The organism is Mitsuaria sp. TWR114 (genome assembly GCF_007997345.1).
Genome location: NZ_VOSR01000011.1, coordinates 12,314 through 30,821, shown reverse-complemented (window position 1 = coordinate 30,821; position 18,508 = coordinate 12,314). Strand labels below are relative to the sequence as shown.

21 protein-coding genes and 1 riboswitch are annotated in these 18,508 nt (G+C 70.2%); of the genes, 8 read left to right on the top strand and 13 right to left on the bottom strand.

All coding sequences use genetic code 11. The features are described 5' to 3' along the window. Positions 1-693: EAL domain-containing protein (locus FUT87_RS00855; RefSeq protein ID WP_147239773.1), on the top strand; the 693-nt coding region annotated here is incomplete at its 5' end. A gap of 95 nt (positions 694-788) precedes the next feature. Then, the gene (locus FUT87_RS00850) at positions 789-1,874 is read left to right on the top strand and encodes a class I SAM-dependent methyltransferase (RefSeq protein ID WP_147239776.1); all 1,086 of its coding nucleotides are present in this window, start codon (positions 789-791) and stop codon (positions 1,872-1,874) included. On the opposite strand, the gene FUT87_RS00845 is transcribed toward FUT87_RS00850, so the two are convergent. Next, entirely contained in the window at positions 1,843-3,084 is a 1,242-nt protein-coding gene (locus FUT87_RS00845; protein ID WP_147239772.1) for a multifunctional CCA addition/repair protein, read from the bottom strand. The genes FUT87_RS00850 and FUT87_RS00845 overlap by 32 nt on opposite strands. 159 nt (positions 3,085-3,243) lie before the next feature. Between FUT87_RS00845 and FUT87_RS00840 the strand changes: the two genes are divergently transcribed. Next, the gene (locus FUT87_RS00840; RefSeq protein ID WP_147239771.1) at positions 3,244-3,519 is read left to right on the top strand and encodes a hypothetical protein; all 276 of its coding nucleotides are present in this window, start codon (positions 3,244-3,246) and stop codon (positions 3,517-3,519) included. A gap of 90 nt (positions 3,520-3,609) precedes the next feature. Here FUT87_RS00840 and FUT87_RS00835 read toward each other — a convergent pair whose 3' ends face one another. Together FUT87_RS00835 and FUT87_RS00830 are read right to left on the bottom strand one after the other, a co-directional pair. Next, positions 3,610-4,311, bottom strand: coding sequence for a glutathione S-transferase family protein (locus FUT87_RS00835; protein ID WP_147239770.1), 702 nt, complete (start codon positions 4,309-4,311; stop codon positions 3,610-3,612). A gap of 57 nt (positions 4,312-4,368) precedes the next feature. Continuing rightward, positions 4,369-6,450 (bottom strand): lytic transglycosylase domain-containing protein, encoded by a 2,082-nt coding sequence (locus tag FUT87_RS00830; RefSeq protein WP_147239769.1) that lies wholly within the window; start codon positions 6,448-6,450, stop codon positions 4,369-4,371. Positions 6,451-6,461: 11 nt separating this feature from the next. Between FUT87_RS00830 and FUT87_RS00825 the strand changes: the two genes are divergently transcribed. Continuing rightward, positions 6,462-7,079, top strand: coding sequence for a 5-formyltetrahydrofolate cyclo-ligase (locus tag FUT87_RS00825; protein WP_147239768.1), 618 nt, complete (start codon positions 6,462-6,464; stop codon positions 7,077-7,079). A 13-nt stretch (positions 7,080-7,092) separates the two neighbouring features. On the opposite strand, the gene FUT87_RS00820 is transcribed toward FUT87_RS00825, so the two are convergent. After that, positions 7,093-8,076 (bottom strand): LysR family transcriptional regulator, encoded by a 984-nt coding sequence (locus FUT87_RS00820; protein WP_147239767.1) that lies wholly within the window; start codon positions 8,074-8,076, stop codon positions 7,093-7,095. Between the two features lie 127 nt (positions 8,077-8,203). Here FUT87_RS00820 and FUT87_RS00815 point away from each other — a divergent pair, with 127 nt between their 5' ends. After that, on the top strand, positions 8,204-8,563 hold the full coding sequence (locus tag FUT87_RS00815) for a DUF2917 domain-containing protein (protein ID WP_175538354.1): 360 nt from the start codon (positions 8,204-8,206) through the stop codon (positions 8,561-8,563). On the opposite strand, the gene FUT87_RS00810 is transcribed toward FUT87_RS00815, so the two are convergent. Beyond that, complete coding sequence (locus FUT87_RS00810; RefSeq protein ID WP_255488871.1) at positions 8,508-9,050, bottom strand: TfoX/Sxy family protein; 543 nt, start codon at positions 9,048-9,050, stop codon at positions 8,508-8,510. The genes FUT87_RS00815 and FUT87_RS00810 overlap by 56 nt on opposite strands. 89 nt (positions 9,051-9,139) lie before the next feature. On the opposite strand from FUT87_RS00810, the gene FUT87_RS00805 reads away from it, so the two are divergent. Both FUT87_RS00805 and pepQ read left to right on the top strand, forming a co-directional pair. Beyond that, the gene (locus FUT87_RS00805) at positions 9,140-9,733 is read left to right on the top strand and encodes a 5-formyltetrahydrofolate cyclo-ligase (protein WP_091727809.1); all 594 of its coding nucleotides are present in this window, start codon (positions 9,140-9,142) and stop codon (positions 9,731-9,733) included. Further along, positions 9,730-11,082, top strand: a complete 1,353-nt coding sequence (gene pepQ, locus FUT87_RS00800; RefSeq protein WP_147239765.1) for a Xaa-Pro dipeptidase — start codon at positions 9,730-9,732, stop codon at positions 11,080-11,082. The genes FUT87_RS00805 and pepQ overlap by 4 nt, the downstream gene beginning before the upstream one ends. 125 nt (positions 11,083-11,207) lie before the next feature. Here the strand turns inward: pepQ and FUT87_RS00795 are convergent, their stop codons facing one another. From FUT87_RS00795 to ahcY, 5 genes are all read right to left on the bottom strand, one after another. Further along, positions 11,208-11,774, bottom strand: coding sequence for a proprotein convertase P-domain-containing protein (locus tag FUT87_RS00795; protein ID WP_186830294.1), 567 nt, complete (start codon positions 11,772-11,774; stop codon positions 11,208-11,210). A 237-nt stretch (positions 11,775-12,011) separates the two neighbouring features. Further along, positions 12,012-12,653: an OmpW/AlkL family protein gene (locus FUT87_RS00790; protein ID WP_404935337.1), complete on the bottom strand. Its 642-nt coding sequence runs from the start codon at positions 12,651-12,653 to the stop codon at positions 12,012-12,014. A 128-nt stretch (positions 12,654-12,781) separates the two neighbouring features. Then, entirely contained in the window at positions 12,782-13,621 is an 840-nt protein-coding gene (gene metF / locus FUT87_RS00785) for a methylenetetrahydrofolate reductase [NAD(P)H] (protein WP_091727800.1), read from the bottom strand. Continuing rightward, positions 13,618-14,349: a TlyA family RNA methyltransferase gene (locus FUT87_RS00780; RefSeq protein ID WP_091727797.1), complete on the bottom strand. Its 732-nt coding sequence runs from the start codon at positions 14,347-14,349 to the stop codon at positions 13,618-13,620. The genes metF and FUT87_RS00780 overlap by 4 nt, the downstream gene beginning before the upstream one ends. A gap of 33 nt (positions 14,350-14,382) precedes the next feature. After that, positions 14,383-15,816: an adenosylhomocysteinase gene (gene ahcY, locus FUT87_RS00775; RefSeq protein WP_147239763.1), complete on the bottom strand. Its 1,434-nt coding sequence runs from the start codon at positions 15,814-15,816 to the stop codon at positions 14,383-14,385. A 102-nt stretch (positions 15,817-15,918) separates the two neighbouring features. After that, positions 15,919-16,017, bottom strand: a riboswitch (S-adenosyl-L-homocysteine riboswitch). 72 nt (positions 16,018-16,089) lie between these two features. On the opposite strand from ahcY, the gene FUT87_RS00770 reads away from it, so the two are divergent. Then, a complete protein-coding gene (locus FUT87_RS00770) occupies positions 16,090-16,881 on the top strand; it encodes an HAD family hydrolase (RefSeq protein WP_147239762.1) in 792 nt (263 codons plus the stop codon). Here FUT87_RS00770 and FUT87_RS00765 read toward each other — a convergent pair. From FUT87_RS00765 to infA, 3 genes are all read right to left on the bottom strand, one after another. Further along, positions 16,809-17,300 carry a hypothetical protein gene (locus FUT87_RS00765; protein WP_091727782.1) on the bottom strand — a complete coding sequence of 164 codons (492 nt, stop codon included), beginning with the start codon at positions 17,298-17,300 and terminating at the stop codon, positions 16,809-16,811. The two genes, FUT87_RS00770 and FUT87_RS00765, sit on opposite strands and share 73 nt — an antisense overlap. Positions 17,301-17,542: 242 nt before the next feature. Then, positions 17,543-17,749 carry an oxidoreductase-like domain-containing protein gene (locus FUT87_RS00760; protein ID WP_091727779.1) on the bottom strand — a complete coding sequence of 69 codons (207 nt, stop codon included), beginning with the start codon at positions 17,747-17,749 and terminating at the stop codon, positions 17,543-17,545. A gap of 43 nt (positions 17,750-17,792) precedes the next feature. After that, positions 17,793-18,050 carry a translation initiation factor IF-1 gene (gene infA, locus FUT87_RS00755; RefSeq protein ID WP_091727775.1) on the bottom strand — a complete coding sequence of 86 codons (258 nt, stop codon included), beginning with the start codon at positions 18,048-18,050 and terminating at the stop codon, positions 17,793-17,795. Positions 18,051-18,508: the final 458 nt, after the last annotated feature.

The window sequence follows — 18,508 nt, the reverse complement described above, 5'->3', positions numbered from 1 at the left end:
GCCGAGGCGCTGCTGCGCTGGCGGCATCCGCAACGCGGGCTGCTGACGCCGGACGCCTTCATCGTCGTGGCCGAGCGGCATCGGCTGATGCTGCCGCTGGGCGAGTGGGTGATGTACGAGGCCGCCCGGCAGGCGCGCGCCTGGCACGAGCGCGGCGTCGCGCCGGTGCCCATCGCCGTCAACCTGTCCAGCATGCAGTTCCGGCTGGCCAGCTTCTCCAAGTCGGTCGCCCATGTGCTGAAGACGGCCGGCGTGCCCGGCGAGTGGCTGGAGCTCGAGCTGACCGAGCGCATGCTGACCGACGAGATCGACCGCCTGCCCGAGCTGCTGCAGACGCTGCGCTCGCAGGGGCTGGAGATCTCGATCGACGACTTCGGCACCGGCTACACCGCGCTGAACCAGCTGACGCGGCTGCCGCTGGACAAGCTGAAGATCGACCAGAGCTTCGTCGCCGTGCTGCCGGACGACGCCGGCGCCGCGGCGATCACCCGCGCGGTGGTGCAGATGGCCAAGGGCCTGGGCCTGCGCATCGGCGCCGAGGGCGTGCGCAACGCGCGGCAATGGCATCTGCTGGCCGAATGGGGCTGCGACGAGCTGCAGGGCGAGGTCATCGCCACCGCGATGCCGGCTGACGAATTCGAAGCATGGCTGGCCCAGCGCGGCGAGCCCCGGCTTCCCAGGATCGACACATGACTTCCAAGACTCCCGACTCCGCCGGCCTGAATGGCGCGGCGTCCGCGGCGCATGGCGCGCCGGCTTCCCCGGCGTCCCACGCAACGGATCCGGCCATGACCGCCCTGCTGCGCGACGAGATCGCCGCCGCCGGCGGCTGGCTGCCCTTCGACCGCTACATGAGCCTGGCGCTGTACGCGCCGGGGCTGGGCTACTACGCCAACGCGCGCCGCAAGTTCGGCACGATGCCGCAGCAGGGCTCGGACTTCGTGACGGCGCCGGAGCTGTCGCCGCTGTTCGGCCGCGCGCTGGCGCGGCAGGTCGCGCAGGCGCTGGCGGTCAGCGGCACCGACACGGTGATCGAGTTCGGCGCCGGCAGCGGCGCGCTGGCCGAGCAGCTGCTGGAGGCGCTGGACGTCCTGGGGCAGCCGGTGACGAAGTACTTCATCGTCGACCTGTCCGGCAGCCTGCGCGAGCGCCAGGCCGAGCGGCTGGCGCGCTTCGCGCCGCGGGTCGAATGGCTGGACCGCTGGCCCGACGAGATCCACGGCGTGATGGTGGCCAACGAGCTGCTGGACGCGATCCCGGTCGACCTGGTGCGCTGGGACGGCCGGCAGTGGCTGCGGCGCGGCGTGGGCCTGGACGGGCAGGGCGGGCTGGTGTTCGTCGACCGCGCCGGCGACGCGCGCCCGCCGCTCCCGCCCGAGGAGGATGCCGGCTTCCTGCCGGGCACGGTGACCGAGATCCACCCGCAGGCCGAGGCCTTCGTGCGCACGCTGGCGGAGCGCCTCAAGCGCGGCGCGGCGTTCTTCATCGACTACGGTTTCCCGGAGTCGGAGTACTACCACCCGCAGCGCACCGGCGGCACGCTGATGTGCCACCACCTGCACCGGGCCGATCCCGATCCGCTGGCGCTGCCGGGGCAGAAGGACATCACCGCGCACGTGAACTTCACCGGCATCGCGCTGGCGGGCCAGGACGCGGGGCTGACGGTGCTGGGCTACACGAGCCAGGCCAACTTCCTGATCAACTGCGGCCTGGTCGACCTGATGGGCCAGGCCACGCTGGCGCAGCGCGGCATGGCCCACCGGCTGATCGCCGAGCACGAGATGGGCGAGCTGTTCAAGGTGATCGGCTTCGCGCCGGGCGAGGGCTTCGACGCGCTGGGGTTCAGCGCGGGCGATCGGTCTCACACGCTCTGAGCGCGGCCAGCCGCGCCGCGTGGATCGCCTGCCCGATCGCCGGCCCTTGCTTGCCGGCCGCCAACGCCGCTGCTGAAATCGCCGACTGGTCGACCGACTGCACCGCCTTCAGGTCGTGCAGCAGCGCGGTGCGCTGCGGGTAGGCGCGGTCCTGCAGGCCGGCACGGCCGCGCGCATCGCACTCGCAGGCCAGCAGCAGCTGTGCGAAGCGCTCCGGCCGGCGCAGCGCATCGCAACGCTCGATCAGGCGCAGGCGCGCCTCGGCGCTGAAGTCCAGGCTCTGGTGGACATGCGTGTGCTCGCGCGCCACCAGCTCGGCCAGTTCCTTGCAGTCCGACGGCACGCGCCAGCGCTGCGACAACGCGGCCGCCAGGGCCACGCCGCGCGCCTCGTGCTTCAGGTGGCGGGGCCATTCGGCCTCGGGCGTCGTGCCCTTGCCCAGGTCGTGGCACAGCGAGGCGTAACGCACCGGCAGCGGTGCGTCGACGCGCGCGCATTCCGCCAGCACCAGCAGCAGGTGGGCGCCGGTGTCGATCTCCGGGTGATGCGCCTCGGGCTGCGGGACCCCGAACAGCCGCGCCAACTCCGGCGCGATGCGCGCCAGCGCGCCGCAATCGCGCAGGATCTCGATCATCCGCGCCGGATGCCGCTCCATCAGCCCCCGGGAGAGCTCCTGCCAGACGCGTTCGGCGACCAGCGCGTCGGCCTCGCCGGCATCCACCATGTCGCGCATCAGCGCCATGGTTTCCGGCGCGACCGAGAAGTCCCCGAAGCGCGCCGCGAAGCGGGCCAGGCGCAGGATCCGCACCGGATCCTCGGCGAAGGCCGGCGACACGTGGCGCAGGATCCGCGCCGCGAGATCCCGCTGGCCGCCATAGGGGTCGATCAGCGAACCGTCTTCGGCCCGGGCCATCGCGTTGATCGTCAGGTCGCGTCGGGCTAGGTCCTGTTCGAGGGTGACGTCGGGGTCGGTGTGGAACTGGAAACCGTGGTATCCGGATCCGGTCTTGCGCTCGGTCCGGGCCAGTGCCACCTCTTCATGGGTCACGGGGTGCAGGAACACCGGGAAATCCTTGCCGACGGGCTGAAATCCCTTGTCGATCAAGGACTTGGGCGTGGCTCCGACCACCACCCAATCACGGTCCTGGACCGGCAGGCCCAGCAGGGCGTCCCGGACGGCACCCCCGACGAGATACATCTGATCACTCATGTTGCGGCGCAGCATCCCCAAGGTGTGGGGTGCTCATTTAGGCTGTGTCTCCGTATATTCACCAATGCCACCTGCACACCAGTGTCTGTTCAAACAGACCAGCTACCGAGAGAGACAGTTGTAGCCAGGCAGGTCGGGCAAGCAGTAGGGAGTTTATGAATGAAGTCTGTTCTCCTCCTCTTGCTGGGCGGAATTGGTCTGGCCGCTCAAGCGCAGGAATCCCCGGTCACGGACGCGAAGGCCGTCCATGTGGCCGCCGAGACGAGTTTCGTCTCGCAAAGCCAGTCGGCACCGGCCCAGCTGCCGGATGTCAATGAACAGGACGGCGCGGACCAGGTGCTGCCGTCGTTCGTGTCCGAGTCCCAGAACCAGGCCATGATGCTCGGCGGCTTGCTGGCCGCCGGCTTCCTGGTCCGCCGCCGCCGCGATCACTGATCCCGGCGGTCCACCTCGCCGCTTCCCGCCGCCTGCCCGCACAGGTGACCGGAAGCGGTTTTTCATGGGGCGGGCGGGTCGGCGGGCGTGTCAGGCCTTGAGCACCGGCACCGGTCCGCTGACGTCGCGATAGGGCTCCTCGAAGTCCAGGAAATCCTTCTCCGCGATCGCGTCGGCGATCCACTCGCGCACGCCGGGGGCCGCCTCCACGCGCGCCAGGTAGCCCTTGAGCGCCTCCGGCACCGGCAAGGCGTAGCGCGTCACCCGCATCACGACCGGCGCGAAGAACGCATCCGCCGCGCCGAACGCGCCGAACAGGAAGGGGCCGCCGCTTTGGGCGAGCGCGTCCGTCCACAGCTCGACGATGCGCGCCAGGTCCTTGCGCAGGCCGGCCTCGGAGGCCAGCAGCCGCGGCCCCACCGTGCTCAGGTCGGCGTCGATGTTCATCACGCACAGGCCGCGCAGCTGGCCGAAGCCGCTGTGCATCTCGGCGCACAGGCTGCGCGCGCGGGCGCGCTGGCGCGGATCGCTCGGCCAGATGCCCTTGTCGGGGAAGCGCTCGGCCAGGTACTCGACGATGGCCAGCGAATCCCACACCGCCAAACCTTCGTCGACCAGCACCGGCACCTTGCCGGTCGGCGTCGCCGCGCCGACTTCGCGGTAGAAGGCCGAATCCGGCGTGAAGTCGAAGCGCAGCACGCGCTCCTGGAAATCGATGCCCAGGCCCTTCATGAGCACCCAGGGGCGCATCGACCAGGACGAGTAGTTCTTGTTGCCGACGATCAATTGCATGCGGGAGTCCCTTCGCGTGGAGGAGGACGGCGCCGGCGGGGAGCCGGCGCCGCGGGGTCAGTTGGTGCCGGCGGGCGCGCCCGCCGTGGTGCCGTTGGCCGGGATGTCCGGCGCCGACGCCGCGGCCGGGCCGATGACGCGCCCGAGCCGGTCGCGCAGCTGCGTGCCGCCCTCGCGGCCCATCAGCTGGGCATAGATCGTCGCGTTGGACAGCACCTTGCGCACATAGTCACGGGTCTCCCAGATCGGGATGTTCTCGGTCCAGATGGCGGCGTCGAGCTGCGGCCCCTCGCGCCAGCGCCGCGGGCGGTTCGGTCCGGCGTTGTAGGCGGCGGCCGCCATCGCCTGCGAACCGTCGAAGCTGTCCATCACCAGCTTGAGGTAGCCGGTGCCCAGGCGCAGGTTGGTGTCGCGGTCGTGCAGCATGTCGGGCCGGAATTCGACGCCCAGTTTCCTGGCCGTCCACTTGGCGGTCGCCGGCATCACCTGCATCAGGCCGCCGGCGCCGACATGCGAGCGCGCGTCCATCATGAAGCGCGACTCCTGGCGGATCAGCCCGTAGACATAGGCCGGGTCCAGGCCCACCGCGGTGGACTGCCGGAGCACGTCGGCGCGATAGGGCATGGGGAAGCGCTGGGCCAGGTCGATCTCGGTGCGGGTGCGTTCGCTGGTCTGGATGCAGCGCTCCCAGAGCTCGCGCTCGCAGGCGGTCTGCGCGACGGCGAGCAGTTCGCGGTCGGACAGGCCGCGCAGGCTGAAGTTCCACTCGCGCTGGCCCTCGCTGCGCAGGCCCACCGCCAGCAGCTGCAGCGCGCGCTGGATGCCGGGATTGGCCAGCGCCTGCGCCCGCTCCTGCGCGCTCAGCTCGGCCGGCGAGGGCGGCAGCGGCAGGCGCAGCTTGAGCTCGTCCGCGGCGAGCTTGCCGTAGAAGCTCAGCGGCGACGCAATCGCGCGCAGTGACTCCAGGGCCTCGCGACGCTGGGCGTCGCCGGCGGGGCCGTTCGCCGCGAGCTGCTGCTGGGCCTTGGCGCGCCAGTACTGCCAGGTGATGTCCTTCTGGTCCGACGGCTTCATCAGCGCGATCGCCGCCACCAGCTGCTCCGGCCGGCTGGCGCCGGCGTCGCCGCGCAGCGCGGCGCGGGCGATCCAGTTCACCGTGTCGTCGCTCCATTCGAGCGGCCCGCCCAGTCGCGCCTGCAACTTCAGCGCGCGTTCGAAGTGGTCGTTGGCCTCGTCCTTCAGCCGCAGCGCGGCCTGCCGGCCGTACTGGGCCCACAGCCAGGCGGACAGGTCATTGGGCAGCTTCGGCGCCCAGCGGCGAACGTCGTCTTCGGCCTTGTCGTAGTCGGTGGCGAGCAGCCGCATCAGCGCCAGCAGCGTCAGCTCCGCCCGGGCGCGCGGGGACGCGGCGGCCTTGCGCTGGAGGTAGCGGTCGGGCTTGTCCATCAGCTCGGCGATCGCGTCCTGGTCGGCCTTGGACAGCAGCGCCGCGGCCTGCTTCACGGCGCGCGGCTTGTTGGTCTCGACGACCAGCCGCAGCTTGCGCCAGACATCCGAGTCCTTGAACTGGCCGTTCTCGTGCAGCGTCGCGGCCAGCATGTTGCAGCCCTCGTCGGCGTCGCGCTGCGCCAGCCAGGCGGTGCGCGCCGCCTCGCGGAGCTCGCGCGCCGGCGGGTCGGCCAGCAGCGTGTAGCAGACGACCTCGCGGTCGTCCTGCATCTTGTAGCCGGCCAGGTCGCGACGGAAGTTGGCCCAGTCGCGCCGGTGGCCCAGTTCGAGCAGCCAGTCGTTGCGCAGGCGGTCCTCGACGTAGCTGCCGGGCCAGCGGGCGTAGAAGGCGGTGATCTCGGGCTGCTGCGCGTCGGCCAGCCGGGCGTTCAGCTCCCAGTAGTCGAACCAGGGCGCGAGCGGGTGCTGCTGGTCGAAGGCGACCTGCCGCATCGCGGCCAGCCGCGAGCGGTCACGGGTACGCCAGGCCTCGCGGGCGTCGGTCACCAGGTCCGGCAGCGGCGGTGGCGGATTGGGCACGACGGCGAAGGGCATCGTCGACTGCGCGACGGCGGGGAGGGCCGTCCAGGCGCAGAGCGCGCCCAGGGTGGCGGAGGCGAGGGCGGTTACAGTGATTCGAGCGAACTTCATGACCGACTGCGATGAATGATTCCCCCACGGCCCCCGACGCCGCCGGCATCGCCGGCAAGACCTGGCCCCATGAGCGAAGCGAATTGCGCCGCGCCTTGCTGGCGCGCCGCCGCGAATGGTCGGCCGGCGCCGAGGCCCGTCTCGCCGCCGACAAGCTGGACGAGCAGCTGCTTCCGCTGCTGCGCCAGCTCGAGCCGCTGAGCCTCGGCCTGTACTGGCCGCTGGAGGGTGAATTTAACGCAGCGGCCTGGGCCGCGACGCACAAGCTCGGCGGGGCGATGCAACTGGCGTTGCCGTTCGCCCGCAAGGCCGGCGACCGCGGGCCGGCGGCGATGGAGTTCCGGCGCTGGGACGGCACCCCGCCCACGCTCAAGGACGAATGCGGCATCCCCAGCGCCACCGGCCCGGTGCTCGTGCCCGAGGTGCTGCTGGTGCCCTGCCTGGGCTACACGCGCGAGGGGTTCCGGCTCGGCTATGGCGGCGGTTATTTCGACCGCTGGCTGGAGGCGCATCCCGGCGTCACGACGATCGGCCTGGCCTGGAGTTGCTGCGAAGCCAGCTTCGAGGTGCAGCCGCACGACCAGGCGATGACCGTCGTCGTGACCGAGCGCGAGGTGCTCGCGCCCTGAGGCGGCGCGGCGCTCAGCCCGAGTGCTCGTCCACGGGCGGATCGGGCTCGCCGATCGCGCGCCGGGTGAGCGCCGACTGCTCGCCGATCCAGCGCGCGAACTCGACGACCTCGGGCCGCTGTCGCCCGTGCGCCGACATCATGAGCCAGTAGACCGTCGGGCAGTCGGTACGGCCGGCCGCGCCGAAAGGCTCGACCAGCTCGCCGCGCTCCAGCGCCTCGTAGATCAGCGGCAGCCGCGCCAGCGCGACCGCCTGGCCCGAGACCGCGGCCTGGATCTGCTGGTAGGTGAAGTTCAGGTACATCCAGCGCCGCGGCTGCAGGTCGGGCGCGCCGTGCAGCGCCAGCCAGCGCCGCCAGCTCAGGAACAGGCCGCTGGGGCGCTGGTCGTCCTCCTCGGCCAGCGTGTACTGGCGCAGGTCGGCCGCCTGGCCCAGCGGCGGGCCCTGGCCCTCCTGCGCCTGCTTCGCGACCCAGGGGTTGACCACCGGCGTGAGCATCTCGCCGAACATCCGCTGCGCCGACGGCGCCACCCGGTTGGGCGCGGCATAACGCAGCGCGACGTCGAACTCGCTGTCGTCGATCTCGACCAGCTGGTCGAGCGCGGACACGCGGATGTCCATGTCCGGATGCTCGCGCTGGAAGGCCTCCAGGCGCGGGATCAACCACAGCGACGCGAACGAGGCGAAGGTGGTGACGTTGACCACGCGTCGGCCGCGCGTCGAGCGGATCTGGCGCACGGTGCTGTCCAGCCGCTCCAGCATCGGCTCGACCGCCGCCAGCAGCAGCTTGCCGTCCGGCGCCAGCTCGACATGGCGGGTGCCACGCAGGAAGAGCGTGGCGCCGAGTTCCTCCTCCAGCGACCGGATCTGGCGGCTGATGGCGGACTGGGTCAGGTAGAGCTCGTCGGCGGCGGCGCTGAAGCTCAGGCGCCGGGCCACCGCCTCGAAGGCGCGCAGCGGACCGACGGCGAGCGGGCGATGTCGAGGCGGATTCATGCGCGGATGGTATCAATCGACGCGCGAAGACTCATTGGACCGGCATGCGGGGCAACCCTAATATCCCTCCATGTCCACGAGGAACGCCGCCAGGTGCGCGGGCCGCCCGGCGGACGGGGAGCCGATCATGAACGTCATGCAAAAGTCATCAATCCAGGTCAGCCGCGACGATGCCGCGTGGGCGTTGTCCGCGGGCGAGGCGATGAGCCTGCCGATCGGCCCGGGCCGCCGCGAGCTGCATGTGCTCGACGGGCGCGTCTGGGTGACGCAGCGCGGCGACCTGAACCTGCCGGCCCAGGACTTCTGGCTGTCGGCCGGCGAGACCCTGGAAGTGGCCAGCGGCACCGAACTGGTCGTGGAAGCCTGGCCGACCGCCCGCTTCCAGCTGATGGTGCCGCCGCAGGCCTGCGCCGCCCAGCGCGCGCGGCGCGTCAGCCGGCTGCCTTCTTTCGGGCAGCTGTTCGGCCAGCGCCTGGCGAACGCTTGAGCGCCGGAGCCGTGGCCTTGACCGGTTTCAGCTTCCTGTCGGTGCTGGGCTCGGCGGTGGTGCCGGCGCTCTTCTTCGGCGTGCTGGCCTTCGGCTTCGCATTGGCCGAGCGCAAGGCCGACTCCATCGCCAGCCGCCCCCAGGGCAGCATCAGCGCCGGCGACTCCAGCGTCTCCTCCGGCGGCCGGAAGTAATTCAGGCTGGCGACCTCCTGTCGCCCGTCCTTGCCAGTCTTCGCGTACCGGAAGGGCTCGCAGCCGGCCTCGAGGTAGCGCGGCTGGCTGACGGCGTCCGCCTTCAGGTAGAGCTCGTCGCGGCTGATGATGGCCAGAAACAGGTCGTCGACATAGAGCCCGAAGCCCCCGAACATCCGCCGCGCCAGCACCGGCCCGAGCGGCGCCAGCAGCTCCATGCAGTGGTTGGCGAAATCGCTGCCCGCGCCGGCGACGCGCCGGACGGTTCCCGTGGTGGTGGTGCCTCGTGCCATGGCGGCGACTCTAGCAACCCGCGTCCGGCGCGGCCACAATGGCCGGCTCCGGGGCCCGTCGGTCCCGCTGGGCAACGCGAAGGGGCCGGATGGATCCGAACGACAAGCTGCCGATTTCCGAAGACCGCCAGGCGCTGCGCGAGCGCCTGATCCGCGAGCGCCTGGACCTGCCGGGCCGCCTGGAACTCGCGGACCTGGTGCAGGGCGTGCTGCGCGTGTGGCTGGTGGGACGCAAGGAAAAGCGCATTGCGGCGTACTGGCCGATCAAGGGCGAATTCGATCCGCTGCCGGCGCTGTACCGCTGGAGCGAGGTCGATCCCGAACGCCGCATCGGCCTGCCCGTCGTCGATCGCGAGCAGGGGCGCCTGCGCTTCCACGTCTGGTATCCCGGCTGCCCGATGGAAGAGGACGCGACCGGCATCACCAAGCCCAAGGACACCGAGGCCTTCGAGCCCGAACTCCTGCTGCTGCCCTGCCTGGGCTACGGCCCGGGCGGCATCCGCATGGGCTACGGCGGCGGCTTCATGCTGCGCACCATCGCGCAGATCCAGCCCCGGCCGCAGGCCGTGGGCGTCGGTTTCAGCCACGGCTTCCAGCCGACGCTGACCGCCCAGCCGAACGACGTGCGGCTGGACGCGATGCTGACCGAGATGGGAGTGGTCTGGGAGAATCCGCGCGCATGAATGCCGTCGATTCCCCCGTCCGCCCGACCGCCGACACGCTGGATGCGCTGTATGTGGCCCACCTCGCCGAGCAGCAGCGTCGCACCGAACACGCGCTCCAGCGCGGTGGCTACGACGCGCTGCTGATCGCGTCCGGTGTCGAGAAGTTCGCCTTCCTCGACGACCGGCCCTACGTCTTCCAGCCCAATCCCCACTTCAAGCTGTGGGTGCCGCTGATCCGCCATCCGGACAGCTGGCTGGTGATCCGTCCCGGCCACCGGCCCCGGCTGGTCTACGTCCAGCCCGAGGACTACTGGCATGTGCCGCCCGAGGCGCCGAGCGGCTTCTGGGTGGAGCACTTCGAAATGATCGTCGTGCGCACCCCCGGTGAGGCGCTGCCCTACCTGCAGCTGCCGGGCGAGCTGGCGATCGTCGGCGAGGCCGACGCGGCGCTGGGCGACATCGTCCCGAACAACCCGCCCGAGGTGCTGAACCCGCTGCATCACGCGCGCGCGGTGAAGACCGGCTACGAGCTGCTGCGCCTGCGCGAGGCGTCGACGCTGGGCGCGACGGCGCACCTGGCCGCGCAGCGCGCCTTCCGCGAAGGCCGGTCGGAGGCGGCGATCCATGCCGCCTACCTCCGGGCCTGCGGCCTGGCCGAGCGCGACCTGCCCTACGGCAACATCGTCGCGCTGAACCAGCACGCCGCGGTGCTGCATTACCAGTACCAGGACCAGCGGGCGCCGGCGCAGTCGCTGTCGCTGCTGATCGACGCGGGCGCGCACAGCTGCGGGTATGCCTCGGACATCACCCGCACCACCGGCAACGGCGACGCCAGCTTCCAGGCGCTGGTCGACGCGATGGAGGCCGCGCAGCTGCGCCTGGTCGATCGCGTGCGCGCGGGCGTCGACTACCGCGACATCCACCTGGCCTCGCACCGCGAGATCGCCGGCGTGCTGCGGCAGCTGGGCATCGTGCGGATGGACGAGGACGCGATGCTCGCGCAGGGCGTGACCTCGACCTTCCTGCCGCATGGCATCGGCCACCTGCTCGGCCTGCAGGTGCACGACATCGGCGGCTTCATGGCCGGCGAGGACGGCGGCACGATCCCCAAGCCCGACGGTCACCCCTACTTGCGGCTGACGCGCATGCTGCAGCCCGGCATGGTGGTGACGATCGAGCCGGGGCTGTACTTCATCCCGATGCTGCTGGACAAGCTGCGCGCGACGCCCGCGGCGGCGCAGGTGGACTGGGCGCTGGTCAAGCACCTCAGCGCCTTCGGCGGCGTGCGCATCGAAGACGATGTCGCCTGCCGCCACAGCGGCGCGCCCGAGAACCTGACGCGGGACGCGTTCGCGGCGCTGGGCTGAGCGCTGGCGCCCTCGGCGCCCACCCCGTCACGCATGAAAAAAGGGCCCGCGGGCCCTTTCGTTCATCGTTCCGGTCGTCGAGCGGCGCCCGATGACGGTCGCTGGCGGGCGCTCGCCCGCCGGCCTCAGGCTGCCTTGCGGCGGCGCGCCATGCCCAGGCCGACCAGCGCCAGCCCGGCCAGCGCCAGCGAACCCGGCTCCGGCACGGTCGTCAGCTGCACGTTCCAGTTGTTGATCACGCCGACGTCGGCGCCGGCCAGGTCGGCCACGCGCAGCGTCCAGGTGCCGAAGGCGTCCTGGCCGTTGAAGGCCGACAGCAGTTCTTCCGCGCGGAAGCTGCCGGTGAACGGCGCGGCGCCATTGGCGACGGCGGTGGTCGCCGCATCGTCGAAGACGGTGTTGAAGAAGTTGTCGGCCGATCCGCCGCGGCGGTTGAACAGCTGGACGGTGGTGCCGGTCGGCGCGATCAGCCAGATCGCCAGGTCGGCGTCATAGGTGTGGCGCAGGTCGACGATCGAGACGTTGACGTCGCTCAGCGTGCCGCGGGTGTCGACGTTCAGCGTGGAGGTCACGACGCAGCGGTCGCAGATGGCGGTCGGCGTGGTGCTGGAGGCGGTCACGACCGCGGCTTGGGCGGTGAAGGCGGTGGTCAGGGAGGCGGCGCAGACGGCCAGCAGACGCTTGAAGTTCATGGAGTCAGGGTCACAAAAAAGGTGGCTTGTGACTCCATGTAAGCAGTGTTCATGCCAATGAATTAGGGATGGCGTTCGAATCCCTTCTGGCATAGGCACTTGGCGCTGTTTCCGTGAACAATTCCCGGCGCTCCGCGCGTGCGGTTTTAACGAACTGTCAAGAATCCCGACGTTGGCTGCTTGCGCCGTCCCCTCAGCTGATGCGAGGGCCGAGGGGATGAAACGGATTTCTGGGACTCAGAACCGATAGCCCACGCCGACGCCGATCAGCAGCGGATCGATCTTGAACTTGCCGACCGACGCGCCCTTGGAGCGCACCTCGGTGTCCATCTTGAGCTTCTTGATGTCGAGGTTGATCGACCACCTCGGATCCAGCATCACGTCGAAACCGACCTGCAGGGCCAGGCCGACGCTCTGCTTCTCGATGCTGGGCGCCAGCGCCGCCTGCACGGCCGGCTCGAAGCGGGCGCTGGAGAAGCGCGTGTAGTTGAGGCCGGCGCCAAGGTAGGGGCGGAACTGCCCGTCCGGGTTGAAGTGGTACTGCAGCGTCAGCGTCGGCGGCAGGTGCTTCACGGTCCCGATGCGCACGCCGTTGCTGCGCAGCGTGTGCCGTTGCGGCACGGTCAGGATCAGCTCGGTCGCCAGGTTCGGCGTGATGAAGTAGCTGATGTCGACTTCGGGAATCGTCTTGCGGCTCAGCGACAGGCCGAGCCCGGTCCGGTCCTTGTCCGCCGGGTCGATGTTCACCGCGCGGGCGCGGATCACCCAGGGGCTGCCCTGCGCATGCGCGGGCAGCGCGGTGGTCGTCATCAGCGCCGTGAGCGCCATGAGCGCCGCGGCGCCGAGGGACAAGCGGGATCGGGTGGGGATGCGGGACATACGTTCACTCCTGGTCAATGGGTGACCGGCATTGAACGTGGGCCCCGGGCCGCTGGCCTTGACCGTTCACAAGGAACGGCGGCGCGGCATGAAGACCGCCCGCGGCGGCGCGGACCGCTTGCGCGGGGTCAAGCTTGGGCGGCGAGACCGAGGCGTTTGCACAACTCCAGCGTCAGCGCGCTCTGGTTGAGCGTGTAGAAGTGCAGCCCCGGCACGCCGCCGGCGATCAGGCGCTCGCACAGTCGCGTGACGACGTCCAGGCCGAAGGCGCGCACGGAGGCGGCGTCATCCATGTAGCCCTCCATCTTCAGCGCGACCCAGCGCGGGATCTCGATGCCGTCGCGCTGCGCGAACTGCGCGATGCGCGCGTAGTTGTTGATCGGCATGACGCCCGGCACGATCGGCACCTCCACGCCCAGGGCGCGGGAGGCCTCGACGAAGTGGAAGTAGGCATCGGGGTTGTAGAAGAACTGCGTGATCGCGCCGCTGGCGCCGGCGCGCACCTTGTCGGCGAAGAACTGCAGGTCGCGCGCCGCGTAGCGCTGCTGCGGGTGGTACTCGGGATAGGCCGCGACCTCGATGTCCCAGTCCTCGCCCTGCGTCTCGCGGATGAAGCGCACCAGCTCGGCGGCGTAGCGGAACTCGCCCGCCGTGGCCGTGCCGCTGGGCAGGTCGCCGCGCAGCGCGACGACGCGGCGGATGTCCTGCGCGCGGTAGGTCGCCAGGATCTCGGCGATGTTCTCGCGCGTGGAGCCGACGCAGGACAGGTGCGGCGCGGCGTCGAAGCCCTGCGACGCGATGTCGGCGACGGTCGACAGCGTCTTCTCGCGCGTGGAGCCGCCGGCGCCGTAGGTGACGCTGAAGTACTGCGGATTCACCGCGCGCAGTTCCTGCACGACGGTCTTGAGCTTCTCGGTGCCGACGGGCGTGTTGGGCGGGAAGAATTCGATGCTGACCGGCGTCGTCATGGTTGTTGGATCCAGATGAAGAATTCGGTGTTGCCGTCGCCACCGGTGACGGGGCTTTCGAACCAGCCCTTGACGACGAGGTCGCGCTTCTCGGCGGCGGCCACGGCCTGTTCCTTGACCACGGCGTACTGCGACTTGTCCTTGACGATGCCGTTCTTGTTCAAGGCCTTGGGGCCGAGCTCGAACTGCGGCTTGATCAGCAGCAGCGCCTGGCCTTGCGGCTTGAGCCAGCCGGCCACGTGCTTGATCGTGCCGATCATCGAGATGAAGCTCAGGTCGCCCACGACGAGGTCGAAAGGCTCGGCGGGCACATAGTCCTTCACGTGCATGCCTTCGAGGGCCGTCACGCGCGGGTCGGCCTTCAAGGTCTCGTGCAGCTGGCCGTGGCCGACGTCGATGCCGGTCACGTGCGCCGCGCCGGCCTTGAGCAGCACGTCGGTGAACCCGCCCGCGCTCTGGCCCATGTCCAGGGCCGAGAAACCGGCCACCGACACGCCGACCTTGGCCAGCGCACCCTCGAGCTTGAGCCCGCCGCGCGAGACGTAACGCAGTTCGGCATCGTTCGTCACGCGCATGGGGGTGGTCTCGGGCAGGTCCTCGCCGCACTTGCGCACGACGGTCCAGCCCTTGGGGCCTTCCCACTCGACCGCGCGTGCGTCGATCAGCCGCTGGGCAGCCGAGCGCGTGGGCGCCAGGCCAAGGGAAAGAAGCCGCTGATCAGCACGCATGGTCGGGTCTCGGTTCAGTCGACGGTCAGTCGATCAATAGCGGTAGGTGTCGGGCTTGTAGGGACCGGCCTTGCTGACGCCGATGTAGGCGGCCTGCTCGTCGGTCAGCTCGCTCAGCTGCGCGTTCAGCGTCTTGAGCTGCAGGCGCGCGACGTGCTCGTCCAGGTGCTTGGGCAGCACGTAGACCTGGCCCACGGCATAAGCGTCCTTGTGCGCGAACAGCTCGATCTGCGCGATGGTCTGGTTGGCGAAGCTCGAGGACATCACGTAGCTCGGGTGGCCGGTGCCGCAGCCCAGGTTCACGAGGCGGCCCTTGGCCAGCAGGATGATGCGCTTGCCGTCCGGGAAGATCACGTGGTCCACCTGCGGCTTGATCTCTTCCCACTCGTACTGCTCGAGCGAGGCGACGTCGATCTCGTTGTCGAAGTGACCGATGTTGCAGACGATCGCGTTGTGCTTCATCGCAGCCATGTGCTCGTGGCGGATCACGTTCTTGTTGCCGGTCGTGGTCACGAAGATGTCGGCCTTGTCGGCGGCGTATTCCATCGTCACGACGCGGAAGCCCTCCATCGCGGCCTGCAGCGCGCAGATCGGATCGATCTCGGTGACCCAGACCTGGGCCGACAGCGCGCGCATCGCCTGCGCCGAGCCCTTGCCCACGTCGCCGTAGCCGGCGATCACGGCGATCTTGCCGGCGACCATGACGTCGGTGGCGCGCTTGATGCCGTCCACCAGCGACTCGCGGCAGCCGTAGAGGTTGTCGAACTTGCTCTTGGTGACCGAGTCGTTGACGTTGATCGCGCGGAACAGCAGCGTGCCCTTGGCCGACATCTCCTTCAGGCGATGCACGCCGGTGGTCGTTTCCTCGGTCACGCCGATGATCTCGGCGCTCTTGCGGGTGTACCAGGTCGCGTCTTCGGCGATCTTCTTCCTGATCGCGGCGAACAGGATGCGCTCTTCCTCGCTACCCGGATTGGCCAGGACCGACAGGTCCTTCTCGGCCTTCTGGCCCAGGTGCATCAGCAGCGTCGCGTCGCCGCCGTCGTCCAGGATCATGTTGGGGCCTTCGCCCGCTTCGCCCTTGGCGCCGAACTCGAAGATGCGGTGGGTGTAGTCCCAGTAGTCTTCCAGCGTCTCGCCCTTGTAGGCGAAGACGGGGGTGCCGACGGCGACCAGCGCGGCGGCGGCGTGGTCCTGCGTCGAGAAGATGTTGCACGAGGCCCAGCGGACTTCGGCGCCCAGCGCCTGCAGCGTCTCGACCAGCACGGCGGTCTGGATCGTCATGTGCAGCGAGCCGGTGATGCGCGCGCCCTTGAGCGGCTGGGCCGCGGCGTATTCCTCACGGATCGCCATCAGCGCGGGCATCTCGCTCTCGGCGATCTTGATCTCCTTGCGGCCCCAGTCGGCCAGCGACAGGTCTTTGATCAGGTACTGGTCTTGGGCCAGCGGCTTCAGTTGGGCGTTCATGCGGACTCCTGCGAGGAAGGGCCGTCGACGCCAGCGATCAGGACATGGGGAGAAGTGGGGAGGGCACTTGCCGCTCGGTCCTCACCCGGCCTGCGAAGGGTCGACGGGTGAGCGCGGTTGCCATGGCCGCGGGCACGTCGCCGCGCGGCGGTTCCGAGCCTGGCCTCGATGGGATGGGAGGTCGCAACGCTCCTCGGAACAGGGCGCGATTGTAGACATGTTCCGTTCGACGGCTTGATGACAGCGTCACGGTCGGGGCCACAATCGCCCCTTATGCGAACGATCCCCCCGCTCAGCGACTGTCCCCGCGCGGCCTGGCTCCCCCTGCGCGGGGTGCTGACCGACATCGACGACACCCTGACGGCCGAGGGCGACATCGCCCCCGCCGCGCTGGCGGCCCTGCATCGGCTGCAGGGCGCCGGCGTCCCGGTCATCGCGATCACCGGCCGGCCCGCGGGCTGGAGCGCGCCCTTCGCGTTGGACCGGCCCCTGCGGGGGATCGTGGCGGAGAACGGCGGGGTGCTGCTGCACCGGGAGAACGACGCGCTGGTCACCGAGTTCGCCCAGGACGACGCGACGCGACGGGAGAACTTCGCGCGTCTGCAGGCCTGCGCGGGGGCGATCGTGGCGACGGTGCCGGGCGCCCAGCTGGCGCGCGACAGCGCGGGGCGGCTGACCGACATCGCGGTCGACCACAGCGAATTCACGCGGCTGGACGACGACGCGATCGCCGCCGTCTGCGACCTGATGCGCGCCCATGGGCTGGTGGCGACGGTGAGCTCGATCCACGTCAACGGCTGGATCGGGGAACACAGCAAGTGGACCGCCGCCCAGTGGGCGGTGAAGCGGCTGACCGGGCGAGCGTTCGATCCGCGGGAGTGGGTCTATGTCGGCGACTCGACGAATGACCAGCTGATGTTCGAGCGGGTGCCCCTGTCGGTGGGGGTGGCCAACATCGCGCGTTTCCTGCCGATGCTGGATCACCCGCCGGCCTACGTCACCGCCAGCGAGCGCGGCGACGGTTTCGCGGAAGTGGCCCGCGCCTTGCTGGCCGCGGCCGGCTGAGGGCGGGTCGGCGCGTCCTCGACGGCCGGGACGCGCGGCCGGGGCTGGCGCCCTTCGACCGGATCCCAGGCATGCCGCCCGACCAGCGCCGACACTCCCGGCCAGTCATGCCCGCGCGGCAGCACCCGCGCCAGGCTCGCATGGCTGACGCGTCCGCCGACGGCCACGAGCCGCTCCGCCACCTCGATGCGCCGGCGCCGCAGCCGCGGCAGCAGCCAGCGGTTGGTCGGGCGCTCGCGCAGCACGCTGGGATGCGGCATGCAGCGGTGCTCCGCCATCAGCAGGTGGCGCAGCAGCACCTCCAGTCCGAACGGGTCGAGGTGGCGCCAGTCGGTGCTCAGCCGCGCCAGCGCGAAGCGCAGGTTGGCCTGGGCGTCGGAACGCGCGACATGGAAACGGTTCTGGCCAGTCATGAACATCGGGGCCTCCGATCGGGGGAGATCGATGCGCCCGCGCGGCAAGCGCGGCGCCTGTCCTGGATGTCGGCGGGCGCGCGGGGGTTCTGAAGCCCGAGGATGTCCCCAAAAACGTCACGAAACGCAAACGCCCCTCGACCTGAGGGGGGCCTCGTCGGAGGGAGGCGAGACCCCCGAACGTGGACGGGGCCGCCGGAAAAAGCGAAGGGCCGCGCGAGGCGGCCCTTCCGGGTGGGGGTGAGGCGTCAGCCGGCCTCGGGGTGGCGGGCCTTCCAGGCGCGCATCGCTTGCCGGTAGCGGTCCATCGCCAGGTCGTGCAGGTCGAAGATGCACGGGTCGCAGCCGTTGCCGCAGCAGGCGTCGATGTCCGGCTGCACGGGCGGCTGGGGCATCGGGTCGTCGGCCTCGAGCGAGGCCGGCGCCGCGGCGGGGTCGGGCAGGGCGGTGGTCATGACCGGGAGGCTCCGCGAGGGCTTCGGCCCCCGCGGCGCACGCTCAGCGACGGACCGGCGGCGGTCCCGAGTGGGCCGAGCGCTGCAGGTGACGGAAGGTGATCCGGCCCTTGGTCAGGTCGTAGGGCGACATCTCCAAGGAGACGGCGTCGCCAGCCAGGATGCGGATGTGATGCTTGCGCATCTTGCCGCCCGTGTAGGCGATGACCTGGTGGCCGTTCTCCAGCGTCACGCGAAAGCGCGAGTCCGGCAGGATTTCGTTGACGACACCCTGCATTTCAATCAGTTCTTCCTTGGCCATACGGGAGGCTCCTTTCTTGAAATCGATAAGGGCGCCGGCCGCGGTCTGCCGCGGGCCTTCGCCTCGGGAATCACGGGCGCGCCGTCAATGGCAGCGCGCCCAGGCCGTGCCTTCGGTCTCCGCGTAGCGCAACGCGGCGCGGCGGGTCTCGAAGGTCGGCACGAATCGCATGACGCGATCGATGCTGGCCATGCCGCGTCCCGATCGGATCGAGACGGCCGCGGCGAATCCGCCGTCGGCATGGGGTTTGGTCATCGGTGAGACAAGGAATCGCCCCACCTCAATGCTTTTGGTTCGCATAGTTTTCATGAGGTGTGCGCCTTGACAGGCAATCGCAATAAGCAACCGTCTTGGCGCGGTTTGGGAATGTGCCCTTTCCCTGTTTCGATGGCGCGAAGCCGGGGCGGGACACGAAGAGGTGCTCCAGCAGCCGTTCGCCCAAGGACGATCGAACCGGC

Bases quoted from the DNA above. Each gene is read 5' to 3' on its own strand.
- FUT87_RS00850 (WP_147239776.1), top strand. From the start codon at position 789: ATGACCGCCCTGCTGCGCGACGAGATCGCCGCCGCCGGCGGCTGGCTG.
- FUT87_RS00845 (WP_147239772.1), bottom strand. From the start codon at position 3,084: ATGAGTGATCAGATGTATCTCGTCGGGGGTGCCGTCCGGGACGCCCTG.
- FUT87_RS00840 (WP_147239771.1), top strand. From the start codon at position 3,244: ATGAAGTCTGTTCTCCTCCTCTTGCTGGGCGGAATTGGTCTGGCCGCT.
- FUT87_RS00835 (WP_147239770.1), bottom strand. From the start codon at position 4,311: ATGCAATTGATCGTCGGCAACAAGAACTACTCGTCCTGGTCGATGCGC.
- FUT87_RS00830 (WP_147239769.1), bottom strand. From the start codon at position 6,450: ATGAAGTTCGCTCGAATCACTGTAACCGCCCTCGCCTCCGCCACCCTG.
- FUT87_RS00825 (WP_147239768.1), top strand. From the start codon at position 6,462: ATGAATGATTCCCCCACGGCCCCCGACGCCGCCGGCATCGCCGGCAAG.
- FUT87_RS00820 (WP_147239767.1), bottom strand. From the start codon at position 8,076: ATGAATCCGCCTCGACATCGCCCGCTCGCCGTCGGTCCGCTGCGCGCC.
- FUT87_RS00815 (WP_175538354.1), top strand. From the start codon at position 8,204: ATGAACGTCATGCAAAAGTCATCAATCCAGGTCAGCCGCGACGATGCC.
- FUT87_RS00810 (WP_255488871.1), bottom strand. From the start codon at position 9,050: ATGGCACGAGGCACCACCACCACGGGAACCGTCCGGCGCGTCGCCGGC.
- FUT87_RS00805 (WP_091727809.1), top strand. From the start codon at position 9,140: ATGGATCCGAACGACAAGCTGCCGATTTCCGAAGACCGCCAGGCGCTG.
- pepQ (WP_147239765.1), top strand. From the start codon at position 9,730: ATGAATGCCGTCGATTCCCCCGTCCGCCCGACCGCCGACACGCTGGAT.
- FUT87_RS00795 (WP_186830294.1), bottom strand. From the start codon at position 11,774: ATGAACTTCAAGCGTCTGCTGGCCGTCTGCGCCGCCTCCCTGACCACC.
- FUT87_RS00790 (WP_404935337.1), bottom strand. From the start codon at position 12,653: ATGTCCCGCATCCCCACCCGATCCCGCTTGTCCCTCGGCGCCGCGGCG.
- metF (WP_091727800.1), bottom strand. From the start codon at position 13,621: ATGACGACGCCGGTCAGCATCGAATTCTTCCCGCCCAACACGCCCGTC.
- FUT87_RS00780 (WP_091727797.1), bottom strand. From the start codon at position 14,349: ATGCGTGCTGATCAGCGGCTTCTTTCCCTTGGCCTGGCGCCCACGCGC.
- ahcY (WP_147239763.1), bottom strand. From the start codon at position 15,816: ATGAACGCCCAACTGAAGCCGCTGGCCCAAGACCAGTACCTGATCAAA.
- FUT87_RS00770 (WP_147239762.1), top strand. From the start codon at position 16,090: ATGCGAACGATCCCCCCGCTCAGCGACTGTCCCCGCGCGGCCTGGCTC.
- FUT87_RS00765 (WP_091727782.1), bottom strand. From the start codon at position 17,300: ATGTTCATGACTGGCCAGAACCGTTTCCATGTCGCGCGTTCCGACGCC.
- FUT87_RS00760 (WP_091727779.1), bottom strand. From the start codon at position 17,749: ATGACCACCGCCCTGCCCGACCCCGCCGCGGCGCCGGCCTCGCTCGAG.
- infA (WP_091727775.1), bottom strand. From the start codon at position 18,050: ATGGCCAAGGAAGAACTGATTGAAATGCAGGGTGTCGTCAACGAAATC.